Source organism: Streptomyces sp. NPDC004111 (assembly GCF_042874215.1).
In the GTDB taxonomy this organism is placed as follows: Bacteria; Actinomycetota; Actinomycetes; order Streptomycetales; family Streptomycetaceae; genus Streptomyces.
This window is the reverse complement of sequence record NZ_JBIAMU010000026.1, coordinates 72,569-87,185: the sequence shown is the minus strand read 5'-3', so window position 1 is coordinate 87,185 and position 14,617 is coordinate 72,569. Positions and strand designations below refer to the sequence as shown.

15 protein-coding genes are annotated in these 14,617 nt (G+C 72.9%); 3 read left to right on the top strand and 12 right to left on the bottom strand.

All coding sequences use genetic code 11. The features are described 5' to 3' along the window. Positions 1 to 49 precede the first annotated feature (49 nt). Entirely contained in the window at positions 50 to 1,480 is a 1,431-nt protein-coding gene (locus tag ACFYVL_RS38290) for a xylan 1,4-beta-xylosidase (RefSeq protein ID WP_389253468.1), read from the bottom strand. A gap of 114 nt (positions 1,481 to 1,594) precedes the next feature. On the opposite strand from ACFYVL_RS38290, the gene ACFYVL_RS38285 reads away from it, so the two are divergent. Further along, positions 1,595 to 2,815, top strand: coding sequence for a DUF5925 domain-containing protein (locus ACFYVL_RS38285; protein WP_389253466.1), 1,221 nt, complete (start codon positions 1,595 to 1,597; stop codon positions 2,813 to 2,815). A gap of 328 nt (positions 2,816 to 3,143) precedes the next feature. On the opposite strand, the gene ACFYVL_RS38280 is transcribed toward ACFYVL_RS38285, so the two are convergent. Then, the gene (locus ACFYVL_RS38280; RefSeq protein ID WP_389253464.1) at positions 3,144 to 3,533 is read right to left on the bottom strand and encodes a GntR family transcriptional regulator; all 390 of its coding nucleotides are present in this window, start codon (positions 3,531 to 3,533) and stop codon (positions 3,144 to 3,146) included. A 68-nt stretch (positions 3,534 to 3,601) separates the two neighbouring features. Between ACFYVL_RS38280 and ACFYVL_RS38275 the strand changes: the two genes are divergently transcribed. Further along, the gene (locus ACFYVL_RS38275; RefSeq protein ID WP_389253462.1) at positions 3,602 to 4,534 is read left to right on the top strand and encodes a GNAT family N-acetyltransferase; all 933 of its coding nucleotides are present in this window, start codon (positions 3,602 to 3,604) and stop codon (positions 4,532 to 4,534) included. Continuing rightward, a complete protein-coding gene (locus tag ACFYVL_RS38270) occupies positions 4,521 to 5,027 on the top strand; it encodes a DUF402 domain-containing protein (RefSeq protein WP_389253460.1) in 507 nt (168 codons plus the stop codon). Before ACFYVL_RS38275 ends, ACFYVL_RS38270 begins: the two co-directional genes overlap by 14 nt. Positions 5,028 to 5,166: 139 nt before the next feature. Here ACFYVL_RS38270 and ACFYVL_RS38265 read toward each other — a convergent pair whose 3' ends face one another. From ACFYVL_RS38265 to ACFYVL_RS38220, 10 genes are all read right to left on the bottom strand, one after another. Next, complete coding sequence (locus ACFYVL_RS38265) at positions 5,167 to 5,826, bottom strand: hypothetical protein (protein ID WP_389253458.1); 660 nt, start codon at positions 5,824 to 5,826, stop codon at positions 5,167 to 5,169. Between the two features lie 7 nt (positions 5,827 to 5,833). Beyond that, positions 5,834 to 6,787 carry an NUDIX domain-containing protein gene (locus ACFYVL_RS38260; protein WP_389253456.1) on the bottom strand — a complete coding sequence of 318 codons (954 nt, stop codon included), beginning with the start codon at positions 6,785 to 6,787 and terminating at the stop codon, positions 5,834 to 5,836. Next, positions 6,784 to 8,361: an FAD-dependent monooxygenase gene (locus tag ACFYVL_RS38255; protein WP_389253454.1), complete on the bottom strand. Its 1,578-nt coding sequence runs from the start codon at positions 8,359 to 8,361 to the stop codon at positions 6,784 to 6,786. Before ACFYVL_RS38255 ends, ACFYVL_RS38260 begins: the two co-directional genes overlap by 4 nt. A gap of 89 nt (positions 8,362 to 8,450) precedes the next feature. Beyond that, the gene (locus ACFYVL_RS38250; protein WP_389253452.1) at positions 8,451 to 9,083 is read right to left on the bottom strand and encodes a TetR family transcriptional regulator; all 633 of its coding nucleotides are present in this window, start codon (positions 9,081 to 9,083) and stop codon (positions 8,451 to 8,453) included. A gap of 75 nt (positions 9,084 to 9,158) precedes the next feature. Next, positions 9,159 to 10,352 carry an MFS transporter gene (locus ACFYVL_RS38245; RefSeq protein ID WP_389253450.1) on the bottom strand — a complete coding sequence of 398 codons (1,194 nt, stop codon included), beginning with the start codon at positions 10,350 to 10,352 and terminating at the stop codon, positions 9,159 to 9,161. Positions 10,353 to 10,437: 85 nt separating this feature from the next. After that, positions 10,438 to 11,037, bottom strand: coding sequence for a TetR/AcrR family transcriptional regulator (locus ACFYVL_RS38240; RefSeq protein WP_389253448.1), 600 nt, complete (start codon positions 11,035 to 11,037; stop codon positions 10,438 to 10,440). 18 nt (positions 11,038 to 11,055) lie between these two features. Beyond that, positions 11,056 to 11,520 (bottom strand): GNAT family N-acetyltransferase, encoded by a 465-nt coding sequence (locus ACFYVL_RS38235; protein WP_389253446.1) that lies wholly within the window; start codon positions 11,518 to 11,520, stop codon positions 11,056 to 11,058. Positions 11,521 to 11,529: 9 nt separating this feature from the next. Beyond that, positions 11,530 to 13,026 carry a tripartite tricarboxylate transporter permease gene (locus ACFYVL_RS38230; RefSeq protein WP_389253444.1) on the bottom strand — a complete coding sequence of 499 codons (1,497 nt, stop codon included), beginning with the start codon at positions 13,024 to 13,026 and terminating at the stop codon, positions 11,530 to 11,532. A gap of 5 nt (positions 13,027 to 13,031) precedes the next feature. Then, complete coding sequence (locus tag ACFYVL_RS38225) at positions 13,032 to 13,580, bottom strand: tripartite tricarboxylate transporter TctB family protein (RefSeq protein WP_389253630.1); 549 nt, start codon at positions 13,578 to 13,580, stop codon at positions 13,032 to 13,034. Between the two features lie 5 nt (positions 13,581 to 13,585). Further along, positions 13,586 to 14,569 (bottom strand): Bug family tripartite tricarboxylate transporter substrate binding protein, encoded by a 984-nt coding sequence (locus ACFYVL_RS38220; RefSeq protein WP_389253442.1) that lies wholly within the window; start codon positions 14,567 to 14,569, stop codon positions 13,586 to 13,588. Positions 14,570 to 14,617 lie beyond the last annotated feature (48 nt).

The following is a 14,617-nucleotide window of genomic DNA, read 5'->3' as shown; positions in this document are numbered from 1 at the left end:
TCCCCGCGGCGGGGCGGTCCGGGTCCGCGCTCGGTGGATGGTCCTCGCTTCAGCGGCGGGTGAGCCAGCGCACCTCGTAGGGCTTCATGTCGAACTCCTGGCCGTCGACCGCGGCGCTGATCGCCCGGTCGAGGGTGTTCACGACGAGGACGGTCCGCTCACTGGCGAGGACGCGCACATTGGGTACGTCGTCGGGGGCGACGGCCACCCGGTCGTCGTACCGGGTGCCGGGCGGGAACTCCTTCGCGAACCGCGAGATCAGCGCCATCATGGGCAGTTCGGTGCCGCCGTCGGCGAGTTCGGTGGAGGTCCACAGGCAGCCCGCGCAGGAGGCGCCCTTGTTCTGCGGGTTCCAGTAGAAGGCGGTGGTGGTGCCGCCGCGGACCAGGGCGATCATGCCGGCGGCCTGCACGGCGGCACGGCGCGGTTCGCTCCAGTCGTCGCGCTCGTCCCGGTCGTCGCCCGGCTCCACGTAGTACTCCGCCCACCACAGCGGCAGTCTGCCCGCGGTCTGCTGCCGCACCCACCTGCTGACGGCGGTGAGCTTCTCGGTGGCGCGGAACGGGTCGGGCAGCAGTTCGTCGTCGCGGGTGTAGCTGGAGCCGTCGACGACGGCGAAGTCCGCGCCCGCCTTGTTCTTGTTCCAGTACGTGAAGGCGTCCAGGGAGCGCTGGTCGATGCTGCCCCAGGGGCCCTTCACGGCGGAGGCGTGCTCCTGGGCGCGGGGCTCGTAGCTGTCCATGACGAGGTAGGGACCGCCGACCTGGATGTCCTTGCCGGCCTTCTTCAGCTCGGCGTACACCAGGTTGTACAGCTCGGTGTAGCCCTCGTAGTTCCAGCGCTTGGCGCCGTCGTCGAAGAAGCCCTTGAACTCGTTCCACACGAGGAAGTGCTTGACGTCGGGGTAGCGCCTGGCGACGACCCCGGCGAGCTTGGCGAAGTCCGCGTAGTGCTCGGGGCTGGGGGCGGTCTCCAAGGCCTGCTTGCTCCAGTTGGTGTTGGCGGCGCCGGCCCGGCCGCCCTTCATCCAGTCCGGGGCGCAGCACAGGGTGACCACGGGCGTGCCGCCCGACCTGCGGATCAGGTCGATGCGGCTGTCCATCTCGCCGAACTGGTAGCGGCCGGGCGAGGGTTCGGGGTTGTTGGAGCCCCAGCCCATGAGGTGCTGGATCTGCGGCAGTCGCGCTCCCGACAGCAGCTTCTCGGCCTTGGCGCGGGCGGTGGCGTTGCCGGTGTCGGCGCTGAACTGGGTGTGGGTGAAGCCCCAGCCCAGCTCGGGCTTCGGCTGCCCCTTGTCCTGCTGCGGGGTGCCGTGCACCCGCGCGCCGTCCGTCGACGTACCGGCGGTGTCGCCGCTGCCCAGGTCGCCGGGCCAGGCACTGCACATGGTCAGTACGAGCGCGAGTGCGGCCATGCCCACGCCGATCAGCGCGCCGAACCGCCAGCGCCGGGCCCCCGTGTCCCATCCATGACGTCCCATTGTTTTTCAGGGTAGCGGCGGCGGTGGTGATTAAGGAGGGGCCGTCACGATCTGGCCGAGGAAGGGCGCGTTCCGGTGGAAAAGGCCGTGCGCGGCCGGGCCGGGTGGCGGATCATGTGCGGCATGTCTGCGAACCGCGAGTCCGTGCGTGCGACCGCTCCGGGGCCTGCGGGTCCCGCCGGGCCCGGGGCGGCCGGTGGGCCCGGTGCGCCGGGCGGGCCGGGGGCTCCCGGTGGGCCCGTGCGGCCGGAGGCGGCGTTGCCGCTGCGGCTGAACGTCGACGATTCCGACTCGCCGTCCGACGTGGTGGACGCGCTGTTCCTCGGCCGGTTCGCCACCGGGGAACAGCCGTACGCGCACAGTTCCTCGGTGGACCGGGTCAAGCAGGGGGCCGCCCTGCTGCCCGCCGGGGCTCGGGTGCTGCGCGCGGCCCGGGACGACGACCGCAGCGCGGTGCTCGCGGAGGGCGACGGCTGGACGCTGCTGGTGTCCCGCTGGAACCGGGGCGCCGACGTCACGGTCACCGCGACCTCCCCCGAACTGGCGCGGCGGGTGCTCGACGAGACGACGGACGGCGCCCAGGACGAACCGGAACCGCAGCCCGAGGCGGTGACGATGGGCTTCTGGTACGTCTCCCCCCGGCGCGGCCCGCACCGCACGACCCGGCAGATCTCGGCCGGCACCTGGGACGAGGTGCGCGCCAACTACACGGCGCCGGTGGCCGACGCGATGGACCGGCTGATGAAGGTGACCCCCGACGACGTCTCGGGGCGGCTGCTGTTGCTGCACGGGCCGCCGGGGACGGGCAAGACGAGCGCGCTGCGGACGCTCGCGCGCGCCTGGCGGGACTGGTGCCAGGTGGACTGCGTCCTGGACCCCGAGCGGCTGTTCAACGACGTCGGCTATCTGATGGACATCGCGATCGGCGAGGACGAGGGCCCGGCGGGCAAGTCCCGCTGGCGGCTGCTGCTCCTGGAGGACTGCGACGAGCTGATCCGGGGCGAGGCGAAGCACACGGCGGGCCAGGCGCTGTCCCGGCTGCTGAACCTGACGGACGGTCTGCTGGGGCAGGGCAGGAATGTGCTGGTGGCGGTCACCACCAACGAGGACCTGGAGAGGCTGCACCCGGCGGTGGTACGGCCCGGCCGCTGCCTGGCCCGCATCGAGGTGGGCCCGCTGACCCGGGCGGAGTCGGTGGGCTGGCTGGGCACGGAGGAGGGCGTGGGCCGGGAGGGGGCGACCCTGGCGGAACTCTTCGCGCTGCGGAGAGGGGCGGGGGTGGGGGCGGTCCCGGGGCAGGGGGGCCGCGAGGCGGACGCGGGGCTGTACCTGTAGGGGCCGGGCCCGGGGCGGCGGGGCTGTCGCTCCCCCGCCGCGCGGGATGTGCGGCTGCTGCCGTGTGGCGCCGGCCGGGCCGTGTCGCGCCTACGGCGGGCCAGTGCCCCTCCCCGCCCCTTCCCGAGACCGCCGGCCGCGGGGCTGGTGGGTTTCCTGCGGAGGCGTTGTTGGTTGCTCGCGCAGTTCCCCGCGCCCCTGAAGGGGCGCGGGGAACTGCGCGAGCGGCCACATCCGAGCCGCGGATACGCACCCGGCCGGGGAGGGCTCGCCACGCCATTTCGGGAAGGGGCGGGGTGGGGGAAGAGCTCCGCGCAGCGGGGCCCAGCTATTTCGGGTAGACGGCCCGGATCGCCGTGGCGGCCGTCTCCTGCGCCGCCTCCCTGCTCAGGCCCAGCCGGGCCGCCCGTTCCGCGAACGCCCGCGCCGCCAGTGCCGCCTCCCGCTCCGCCGCGTCGCCCGCCGCCGCCACGAACGTCCCGTTGCGGCCCCGCGTCTCGATCACGCCGTCCGTCTCCAGGGCCCGGTACGCCTTGGCCACCGTGTTGGCCGCCAGGCCCAGGTCCGCCGCCAGGCCCCGTACCGTCGGCAGCTTGTAGCCGACCGGCAGTTTGCCGGAGCGGGCCTGTTCGGCCACCTGGCCACGGAGCTGCTCGTACGGCGCGACGGCGTCGTCGAAGTCCAGGACGATCTTCAAGGTCTGCTTCTGCGAGGTCACGCCCCCAGTTTCGCGCACGGCCGGAAAACAGGAGGCGCACGCCCCCGCGGGTCCGTAACGTCCCGCCCATGACCGTGACTTTCCGCGAGTTCCGCCCGGACTCGGCCGACGCCGGGTCCATCGTCCGGATCCGCAGCCTGACCACGCCGTATATCGTCACCACGGCCGAGGCCATCTCCGAGGGCATGGCGAACGACAACCCGGCCGCCAGGAACCACGTCCTGCTCGCCGAGGACGACGCGAGTGGGGAGGTCGTCGGGGTCGTGCACTGCGGTGTCGCGTACGAGAGCGCCGAGCCGGGCCACGGCTTCGGTTCCCCGCAGGTGCACCCCGGCCACCGGGGCCGCGGGATCGGCTCCGCGCTGCTCCGGTCCGCCGAGGAGTACCTCGCCGCGCAGGGCGTGACCACCCTGCACGCCTGGGCGAGCGACGAGACGGCGGCGGCCTTCGCCCGCGGGCGCGGCTACACGAGTGCGCACGCCATGCACTACCAGCGCCTGGACCTGGCCGCGGGCACGCTCCCCCAGGCCCCCGCCCTGCCGCCCGGGTTCGTCCTGCGCGGCGCCGACTGCCTGGGCGACGACCCGCGTGCGCTCTTCGAGGCGGACGCCGAGGTCACCCTCGACGAGCCCGGTTCGACGCAGGCCGTCCTGGACGACTACGACGACTGGCTGAACAGCACCTGGAACGACTCGCTCCACAACCGCGGGCTGAGCACCGTGGTGTTCGCCGAGGACGGCCGGGTCGCCGCCTTCACCCTGGCCCACACCGACGGCCGCACCCGGTACGTGTCCGGGATGACCGGCGTCCGCAAGGAGTTCCGGGGGCTCGGCCTGGCCAAGGCCGCCAAGGCCGACTCGCTCTCCCGGTCCCGTGCGGCAGGTTTCCTGGAGGCCTTCACCAGCAACGACGACATCAACCGCCCCATGCTCGCGGTCAACGCCTGGTTCGGCTACGAGCGCTGCGCGACCGCTGTGGAGTACACCCGTGCACTCGGCTGACCCGACGAACACTCCCGCCACCGTCGAGATCGCCCTCACCAAGGCCGGTCTGACCAAGATCCGCTATCCCGCCACCCTGCTCGCGGACGACGGCACCCATGTCACCGTGCGGGCCGCCTGGGCCCGGGAGACCGTGAAGGACTTCGGGTTCGTGCGGTTCGCCCCCGGCGACGTCTTCACCGAGCACTACTGGCGGGACCGCTGGTACGCGGTGAAGGAGGTCCGCTCCGGCGACGGCACGCTCAAGGGCTGGTACTGCGACGTGGCCCGGCCCGCCGTGGTGCACGCGGACGGCACGGTGGAGGTGGAGGACCTGGACCTCGACCTGTGGCGCTCGGCGGACGGCACCTCGGTGCTGCGCCTCGACGAGGACGAGTTCGCGCAGAGCGGTCTCGCGGACCGCGACCCGCACGCGGCGGCCGAGGCGTCCCGCACCCTGGACGCCCTCGAACTCGCCGCCCGCACGGACACCTTCACGGATCTGCTGACCTGACGGATCTGCTGACCTGACCGCGCCACCGAGCGGGACGGCACCCGGGCCGGTCGGCCGAGCCGGTCGGCCGGGCCGCTCGGACCGCTCGGACCGCTCGGGCCGTCCGGCACGCTCGGCCCCCGCCCCGTCCCGGGCACGTTCAGCCGCTCGCCCCCACGTCGTCGCGGGGCGCCCCGTCGCCGACCGGCGGCAGGTCGCCCCGCACGACCGGGCCACCGCCCGTGCCTCCCGTGCCGCCCGTCGCGGCGGCGCCGGACGACGCGTCCGTCTTCGGCAGTACGGCGTCCATCTCCTCGGGGCTCGCGTGGTGCGCCCGCTCCGCGGCCCGCTTGAGGGTGGCCCGTTCGACGCCCGTGCCGACGAGGCGGACCAGATGGCCGCCCTCCGCCCGGACGTACGCCCCGCCGCCGCCCGTGGCCTCGTACCAGTGCGCGCCGTCCCGGACGCAGCCCTCGCAGCCGTCGGGCGGCAACGTGCCCCGGTCCACGGTGAGTTCGATCCGGCCGCCGCCCTCCCGGGACACGTAGGTGCCGCCGAAGCCGTCGTCGCCGATCACGCCCACCGACTGGGCCGCCAGGGTGAAGCCGGGTACCCCGGTGACGTAGACGTGTTCCAGTGCCGTCTCCCCCGCCCGCCGCTTCAGCTCCGCCGTGTCCACGGGGGCGCCGGAGGGGGCGGCGGAGGCGGGGCCGCCCGCCGCGCCCGCCCTTTCGGTGCCACAGGCGGTCAGCAGCAGGGGCAGCAGGAGCGCCCCCGCCAGCGTGGCCCGGCCGCGTGCCCTGCGTCTCTCGATTTCCATGACCACATCAAACCCGGGGAACGTCCTTGCGCGGGTCCTCCTCGGCCACGATCTCCACCTCGTATCCGTTTCGGTCCTCCAGGTATGCCGCACAGTGATCCTCGCCCCCGGCGTGCGGGTGCCGGTCGGCGAACATCAGCTTCCAGCCGTGCTCCGGCGCCGCCTCGACCAGGGCGTCCAGTGCCGCCCGGCCGGCCACCCGGAACGCCAGGTGGTTGAGGCCGGGCGCACGGCGTTCGTGCGCGGTGCCGGTCAGCGCGGGCGAACGCTCCAGCACGACGTACGTCGGGCCCAGCCGCCAGCTCCGGCCGTCCGGCCAGTGCTGGAAGGGGACGTGGCCCAGTTCGCCGAGCAGCCAGCCCCAGCTCTCCTCCGCCGCCGTCAGGTCGGGCACCCACAGCTCGATGTGGTGCACCGAGCCGGTCGTGCCCGAGGCCGGCAGGGCCACCTTGCGGCCGGTGGTGTCCGCACGGTGGGCGACCGGGTCGCCGTCCTCGTGCCAGTGCAGCACGAACCGCTCCCCCGCCCGGTACGCGTCGAGCCCCGCCCGGCAGTACGCCACCATGTCGTCCGGGAGCGCGGACAGCGGGTACCAGCCGAGGCCGGAGCACTTGTCCGGCTCCCGGTTGGCGGGCGGGTCCCCGGCGTCGTACCGCGCCTCGAAGAACCAGCCGGTGCGCGGCCGGCCGCCGGGGCCCCGGTGCTGCATGACCAGGGCGACGGCGAGGTCGTCCGGGGCCAGGGTGATGCCGATCTCCTCGGCGGCCTCCCTGATCACCGCCTGCCGTACGTCCTCGCCGTCCTCGACGTGCCCGGAGGGGGCGTGCAGCAGACCGTCCGCGTAACCGGTGTTGGCCCGCCGGGCGAGCAGCACCTCGGCGCCCCGCCGCAGGATCAGATGGACGTCGACGACCTCGGTGTGCCGTGCGGGGGCTCCGCCCGGACGTGTTGCCTCACTCATGCACCGATGGTGGCATCCGCCACCGGGGCTCCGGTGAACCAGCGTCCGACGGCCGCCCGCAGCCCGGCCAGTTCGGCGGGGTCCGGGCGGGGCGAGTCGCAGGCCCAGGCCACGTAGCCGTCGGGGCGCACCAGCAGGCAGCGGGGGCCGGCCGGATCGCCGCCGTGCCCGGGGACGAGGTCGACGGTGTCCCGGTCCCCGGCCAGGAGCGCGGTCGGGGCGTGGTCCTCGGTCAGGTCGACGAGCAGGGGCCGTGCCGTCCTGGCCAGTTCGGCGAGGCGCACCTTCCCGGTGGGGGTGGTCAGCTCCAGTTCGGGTGCGAAGCGGCCGGCCGCGGGGTGAGGGTCGGCGGTTCCCGTGTCGTAGCGCACGTCGGTGCCCGCGGTGAGGTCGGCGAGGTGCTGGACGACGCCCTTGTGCTGGAGCAGTTCGGTGAAGAGCGTGCGCAGGGCGGTGGTGTCGCTGCCGGGTGCGGTGAGCGCGGCCTGTGTCTCCGCGTAGAGGACCATGCGTTCGGCGGCCCGGCGGCGTTCGGTGTCGTACGTGTCGAGCAGGCCGGGCGGCGCGGTGCCGCGCAGCGTCGCGGCGAGCTTCCAGCCGAGGTTGGCGGCGTCCTGCATGCCGAGGTTCAGGCCGGGGCCGCCGCCCGCCGCGTACACGTGGGCGGCGTCGCCGACGAGCAGGACGCGGCGGTCGCGGAAGCGTTCGGCGACCCGGGTGTTGCCGCCGGTCAGCCGCCGCAGCACGTGCGGGCCCTCGCCCTCCGGCGGACCGAACGGCAGGTCGGTGCCGAGCACCCGCCGCACGCTCTCCCGCATCTCCGCCAGGGTCATCGGCCCGTCCGTGGCGGGCTGGTCCCATTCGGTGGTGGAGAGCAGTGCGGGCCGGCCGGGGAACGGCGCGTAGGCGAAGCCGCCGCGGTCGGTGCGGTGCGGCAGGAAGGGCAGGACGGGCTGTCCGTACCCGGGGACGTCGAGGGCGCCGGTCACCGGGTCGATCCGGTCGGCCTCCACGGTGACGTGGGCGGTCCGGTTGGTGCGGCGGTCGAGGCTGGCGCCGGGGAAGCCGATCCCGGAGAGTTTGCGGACCACGCTGTGCGCCCCGTCCGCACCGACCACGTATCGTGCGCGCAGCCGCTGTTCGCCGTCGGGCCCGGTGACGTCGAGGGTGACGGCGTCCGCGTCATGCGCGACGGCGGTGACCCGGTGGCCGCGCCGCAGGTCGGCGCCGAGGGCGAGGGCGCGCTCCTCCAGGACCGCGACGATGTGGTGCTGCGGGACGGCCAGGTTGTAGACCGGGCTGGCGTCGAGCTGTCCGAGGTCGAGGCCCAGCGCGGCGAACATGAAGTACGCGGAGTTGGGCCGCGGCGGCTGCGGGCCGCCGCCGAACGGCTCGTACAGGGCGCGGTGGTCGGTCAGCCGCACCACTTGGCCGACCAGGCCGTTGGCCTTGGGTTCGGTGCTGGGCTCGCGGAGGTGCTCCAGCACGATCGGGCGTATTCCGGCCAGGCCGAGTTCGCAGGCCAGCATCAGCCCGTTCGGGCCGCCTCCCACGATGATCACGTCAGCGGTCACGGTCGTGTCTCCTTGGCTCGTACGGACGGGCGGGAAAGAGGTACGGGGCAGAGGGGTACGGGGCGGTGCGGGGCGGCCGGCAGGCCCCGCTAGGGAACCGGCAGGCCCGCCGCGAGCTGCTCGAAGGTCTCGGTCAGGACGTCGCGCAGGGGTGCGGTGGTGTCCGCGCGCAGGCTGTGCTGGACGGCCACCGCGCTGCCCGCCGAGACCACGGCCGCGACCAGCTTCGGGTAGACGTCGGCCCGCGGGTCGGTCCCGGTGCGCCGTGCGACGGCGTCCGCCAGCGCCTCTTCGGCGGCGGCACTGGCCTTGACGATCTCGCCGGCCAGCGCGGGTTCGGCCAGCATCAGCCGCACCCCCGCGCGCCACCGCTCGTCCTGCGGCCCCGAGCTCCCCTGCGGTGCGAACTGGCCGAGGACGGCGTGCAGCAGCGCGTCCCAGAGCGGTTCGTCCGCCGGACGGGCGAGCAGGTCGTCGCCGACCCGCAGCATCCGCTCCAGGTGGGTGGAGGCGATCGCCTCGGCCTTGCCGGAGAAGTAGTTGCGGAAGGTGCGGACGGACACGCCCGCCTCGGCGGCGATCCGGTCGACCGTCACCTCGGCCCAGCCGTGCAGTACGCAGAGCCGGATCGTCGCCAGGCTCAGTGCGGCCCGGGTCTCCCGCTTCTTGCGCTCGCGGAGTCCGGGCTGTCCGGTGGTGCGGTCCTCGTCCGTGGGTGCCATGCGAGGACCGTAGAACAGAACTTGCCGCCACGGCAAGATTTCCGCATCGGCAATCTTTCCGTGGCGGCAAGATCTCTAGCGGGCGGGCATCGACTCCCGGGACTCCCCGGCGGGCACCCGCGCACGGGCCCGGGTGCGCGCGCGGACGATGTCCGGCGCCAGCGTGAGCAGCCCCAGCACCGCCAGCACCGCGCCCAGCCACAGCGGCGCGCGCAGCCCCCAGGCGTCGATGGCCAGGCCGCCGACGGAGGAGCCGATGATCACGCCGAGCGTGATGAAGGAGGAGTGGACGGTGTTGACGAACGGGCGCGGGTTGGCGATGCGCTGCACCCGGGTGATCATCGCCGGGTTCATGGTCACTCCGACCAGCCCGACGCCGAGCATGAACAGCACCGCGGGGAACCGGAGTTGGGCGAGCAGGGCGAAGCCGGTGAGGAAGGCGAGGTTCAGGGCGAGGCCGGTGGCCAGCACCGGGAGGGCGTACCGGTCGGCGAGGCGGCCCACGATGTTGTTGCCGACGACGGTGGCGGCTCCGTACGCGACGAGCAGCAGCGGGACCGTACCGACGGAGAAGCCGCTGACGCGGGTGAGGATCGGGTTCAGGTAGCTGAAGGCGGAGAAGGTCGCGCCGATGATGAGGGTGCTGGTGAGGAGCGCGAGCCAGAAGCGGCCGTTGCGGAACACCTGGAGCTCCTCGCGGAATGCGCCGCCGCCCTCCGCCCGGCCGAGCTTCGGTACGCCGACGGCGGTGGCTCCCGCGGCGAGCACGGTAAGGACGGTGATGGCCCAGAATGCCGCCCGCCAGCCGAGGCGTTCGCCGACCAGCGTGGCCAGCGGCAGCCCGAGCAGGGTGCCGAGCATCAGCCCGTTGAGGGCCATGGCGGTGGCACGGGCCCGCAGTTCGGGGCGGACGAGCTGGGCGCAGAGCGAGAGGGAGACCCCGAAGAAGGCGGCGGAAGCGGTGCCGGTGACCAGGCGCGCGACGAGCATGACGGCGTAGTCGACGGCGGTGGCAGCCACCGCGTTGCCCACGAGGAAGACCGCGAAGAGCGCCATCAGCGCCTTCTTCTGCGGCAGTCTGACGACCGCCATGGTCAGGACGGGTCCGCCCACCGCCATGGCCACCGCGAACGCGGTGATGAGGTAGCCGATCTGCGGAATGGTGACGTCCAGGCCCGCCGCCATCTGCGGCATCAGCCCGGCGACGACGAACTCACTGGTCACCATGGCGAAGATGCCCGTGGCGAGGACATATATGGCGAGTGGCACGGCAGGTTGCCCTTCTCAGGTTTTGGATTGATCAGTACAAAATGAAGGCAAAGGAAAATGCCGCGAGCACCACGGCACCTGCACGTCAGGACGTCAGTGCGTCCAGTGCGGTCGCCGCGACCGCCTCCAGCGTCGCCCGGTCCGCACCCCCCTGCGCGGAGACCCGCATACCGCCGATGACGGCGTTGAGGAAGCGGGCGAGCGAGTCCGCGCCCCGCTCGGAGGTGACGGACCCGTCCCTGCGTCCCGCTTCCAGGGCGGCCCGCAGGTCGTCCAGTCGGCGGGCGAGGTCGCGCTCCAGGAGCGCGGCGATCTCCGGCTCTTCGTAACGCGCCAGCTCGATCGTGGTGTTGACGGTCAGACAGCCGATGCTGCGGCCGTTCCCCCTGACCTCGTACTCTCCGTCGATGATCAGGGCGAACAGTGCCCGGATCCGGTCGGCTCCGGACAGCGAGGCATCCTCCAGGACGGTGCACTGCCGGGCGGTCATGGTGTCGACGTACCGTCCCAGCGCCCGCCGGAAGAGGTCGCGCTTGCTGGCGAAGGTGTTGTAGATGCTGCTCCGGCCGAGCCCGGTGGCCTCGCACAGGTCCTGCGTCGAGGTCGCCTCGTACCCCTTGGCCCAGAAGGCGCGCATCGCGGCTTCCAGGGCCCGGTCCTCGTCGAATGTCCGCGGTCGCGCCATGCGCAGGACCGTAGCAGGTTATGAATCGACCGGTCCAATACTCTTGCGGTAGTGGAAGCGGTCGTAGATCCCCTCGTCCAGGCGGCGTTCGACCAACTCGTAGCCGTAGCGCGGGTAGATCTTCTGGTTCTCCCACATCAGGGCGTTGGTGTAGAGCCGGATCTCGGGGAGGCCGAGCCGGCGTGCGTGCGCGTCGACGAAGCCCAGGAGTTGCCGTCCGACCCCCGTGCCCGCCATGTCCGGGTGGACCGCGATCGAGTCCAGGAAGAGGTGGTCGGGCTCGGGGACCAGCACCAGCACGCCGTGCACCGGCTCGCCGACGACGAACACCCACCCCGCCGCGACGTTCTCCCCGTGGTCGGCCAGCATCGGAGCGGGCGTGAGGCCGATCCGTGCGAGGTAGTGCCGGTACGCCGCGTCGGTCACGGCCTTCACTGCGGGGACGTCCGCCGCGGTGGCGGGACGGATGTTCGTGTCGATCATGGCGGTACGTTACGACGCCGCGCCGCGCCGCAGGAAGGGCAGCTTCTTCAGCAACGGCCAGGTCAGGAGCAGCACGACGATCGCGTAGACGGCGATCGAGAACGGCGTGTTCACCAGCCCGGACACACTGCCGTCGCTGATCTGGAGGGCACGGCGCAGCTGCTGCTCGGCGGCCGGGCCGAGGATCACGCCGATCACGGCGGGCAGCACGGGCAGCCCGTAGCGCCGCATCCCGAAGCCGAGCAGACCGATGATCAGCAGCACCACCAGGTCCAGGGCCTCGCCGCCGACCGCGTAGGCGCCGACGGAGGCGAAGAAGAGGATGCCGGCGTAGAGGTACGGGCGCGGGATGCGCAGCAGTTTCGCCCAGAGCGGGGCGAGCGGCAGGTTGAGCGCGAGGAGCAGGACCATGCCGACGAACAGCGAGGCGATCAGCCCCCAGACCAGTTCGGGCTCGCGCTCGAACAGGAGCGGGCCCGGCTGGATCCCGTACTGCTGGAAGGCGGCCAGCATCACGGCGGCGACGGCCGTGGTGGGCAGGCCGAGGGTGAGCATGGAGACCAGGGTTCCGGCGGCCGACGCGGACGCGGCGGACTCCGGGCCCGCGACGCCCTCGATGGCGCCCTTGCCGAACTCGCCCTTGTGCTTGGACAGGCGCTTCTCGGTGACGTACGAGAGGAAGGTGGGGATCTCCGCGCCGCCGGCCGGGATCGCACCGAACGGGAACCCGATCAGCGGGCCGCGCAGCCAGGACTTCCAGGTGCGCTTGACGTCCTGCCTGCCCAGCCAGGGGCGGCCGACCGGGATGGCGTCGGCGCCGCCGCGCCGCAGGTGGGCGGCGACCCAGAGCGCCTCGCCGATGGCGAAGAGGCCGACCGCGACGATCACGACGTCCACGCCGTCGGCGAGTTCGAGGGAGCCGAAGGTGAGGCGGGACTGCCCGGTCATCTGGTCCAGGCCCACCAGGCCGATGGTGAGGCCGATCAGGAGAGAGGCGAGGCCGCGGATGCGGGAGGAGCCGAGGACGGAGGTGACCGCGATGAAGGCGAGCACCATGATGGCGAAGTAGTCGGGTGCGCCGATGTCGACGGCGAGCGCGGCGACGGCCGGGGCGAGGGCGACCAGCAGGACCGTGCCGATCATGCCGCCCGCGAAGTGGCCGATGGCGGCGGCGGCGAGCGCTTGCGCGCCCCGTCCGGCCTTGGCCATCGGATGGCCCTCCATGGCGGCGACCACGGCGGCGCTCTCACCGGGGGTGTTGAGCAGGATCGAGGTGGTCGAGCCGCCGAACATGGCGCCGTAGTAGATGCCCGCGAACATGATGAACGCGCCGGTCGGCTCCAGCCCGTACGTCACGGGGAGCAGCAGCGCCACCGCCATCGCGGGACCGATGCCGGGCAGTACGCCGATGGCGGTGCCCAGGAGGACGCCGAGGGCGGCCCACAGGAGGTTGACCGGGGTGAGGGCGGTTCCGAAACCGTCCATCAGGGAGTTGAGGGAGTCCATGGGGTTTACAGCACTCCCATCAGGGGGCCGCCGGGGAGCGGGACGCCCAGCAGGTTGTTGAAGACGAAGTAGGTGAAGAGGGCGAGGCCCGCCGCGATCAGCGGGTCGCGGTCGTGGTGGCGGCTGCCGAGCGCGTACGCGGAGCCCCAGAAGAGCAGGGCGCCGGAGATCGGGAAGCCGAGCGGGCCGATCAGGACCGCGTTGCCGAGGAAGACCGCGGCCAGCAGCAGGACGGTGCGCCAGTCGCCGGGCTCGGAGAGGTCGATGTCCTCGCCGCCCTCGGCCTCGCCGCGTCCGCCGCGCAGGACGTCCACCGCGAGGAGGACTGCGACCAGCAGCAGGGCGATGCCGACGACGATCGGCACGGTGGTCGGGCCGACCGGACCGCGCTGGGCGATCTCGACGTGCATGGTGAGCGCGTCGGTGAGGACCAGGACGCCGATCACCAGCAGCAGGGCGCTGACGCCGAGCTCGGAGCGCTCGCGCAGCCAGGCGGCCCGTCCGGTGGGGGCGGGAGCCTGCGAGGCCTCCGTCGAACCCGGCGATTTCTCCAGGGAGTTCACAGCCCCAGCTCCTTCAGTACGGAGTCCACGCGCTTGTCCTCCTTGTCGAGGAAGTCCTTGAACTTCTCCCCGGTGAGGAACGCGTCGTCCCAGCCGTTCTTCTTCATCGACTCCTGCCACTGCCTGGAGCCGTGCAGCTTCTCGAACAGGGCGATCAGCTTGGTGCGTTCGGCGTCGGTGAGACCGGGCGGGGCGACGATGCCGCGCCAGTTGGTGAAGTCGGTGTCGAGCCCCGACTCGCGCAGGGTGGGGGCGTTCAGCCCCGGTACCCGCTTGGGCCCGGTGACCGCGAGCAGCCGCAGCTCGCCCGCCTTGATCTGGTCGAGGTACTCGCCGACGCCGGAGACCCCGAAGGCGACCTTGTTGCCGAGGATGGAGGCGAGGAGTTCGCCGCCGCCGTCGAAGGGGACGTAGTTGACGTCCTTCGGCTTGATCCCGGCGGCGCGCGCCATCAGCATCGGCGCCAGGTGGTCGGGGCCGCCGGGCGAGGAGCCGCCGCCGACCGGGACCTTGGCCGGGTTCGCCCGCCAGGCGGCCACCAGCTCTTCGAGCGTCCTGTACGGGGAGTCCTTGGCCACCACCACGATGTCCTGCTCCTCGGTGAGCCGGGCGATGGGGGTGGTGTCGGCGAGCGACTTGGGCGCCTTGTTGGTGTGCACGGCGCCGACCACGCCGAGCCCCATCGACATGGCGAGCTTGCCGTTGCCGTGGTCGGAGGCGAGCCGGGAGAGGCCGACGGTGCCGCCCGCGCCGGGGAGGTTGAACACCTCGACGCCCGAGGTGAGCCCGGCCTCCTCGGCGTTCTTGGCGGCGGTGCGGGCGGTGATGTCGTAACCGCCGCCGGGGGTGTTGGGGACCATGAAGCGCAGTCCGGGGATCTGGGTGCCGGTGTCGGAGCCGCTGCCCGTGGTGAGCAGCGGTGGCCCCACGAGCACCAGGAGTGCCGCCCCGGCCAGGGCGAGGGGGGTGCGCAAACGCACGGGCGCCGCCTTTCGGATGTCGTACGGCCAGAGAGGTGTCCGTACGGG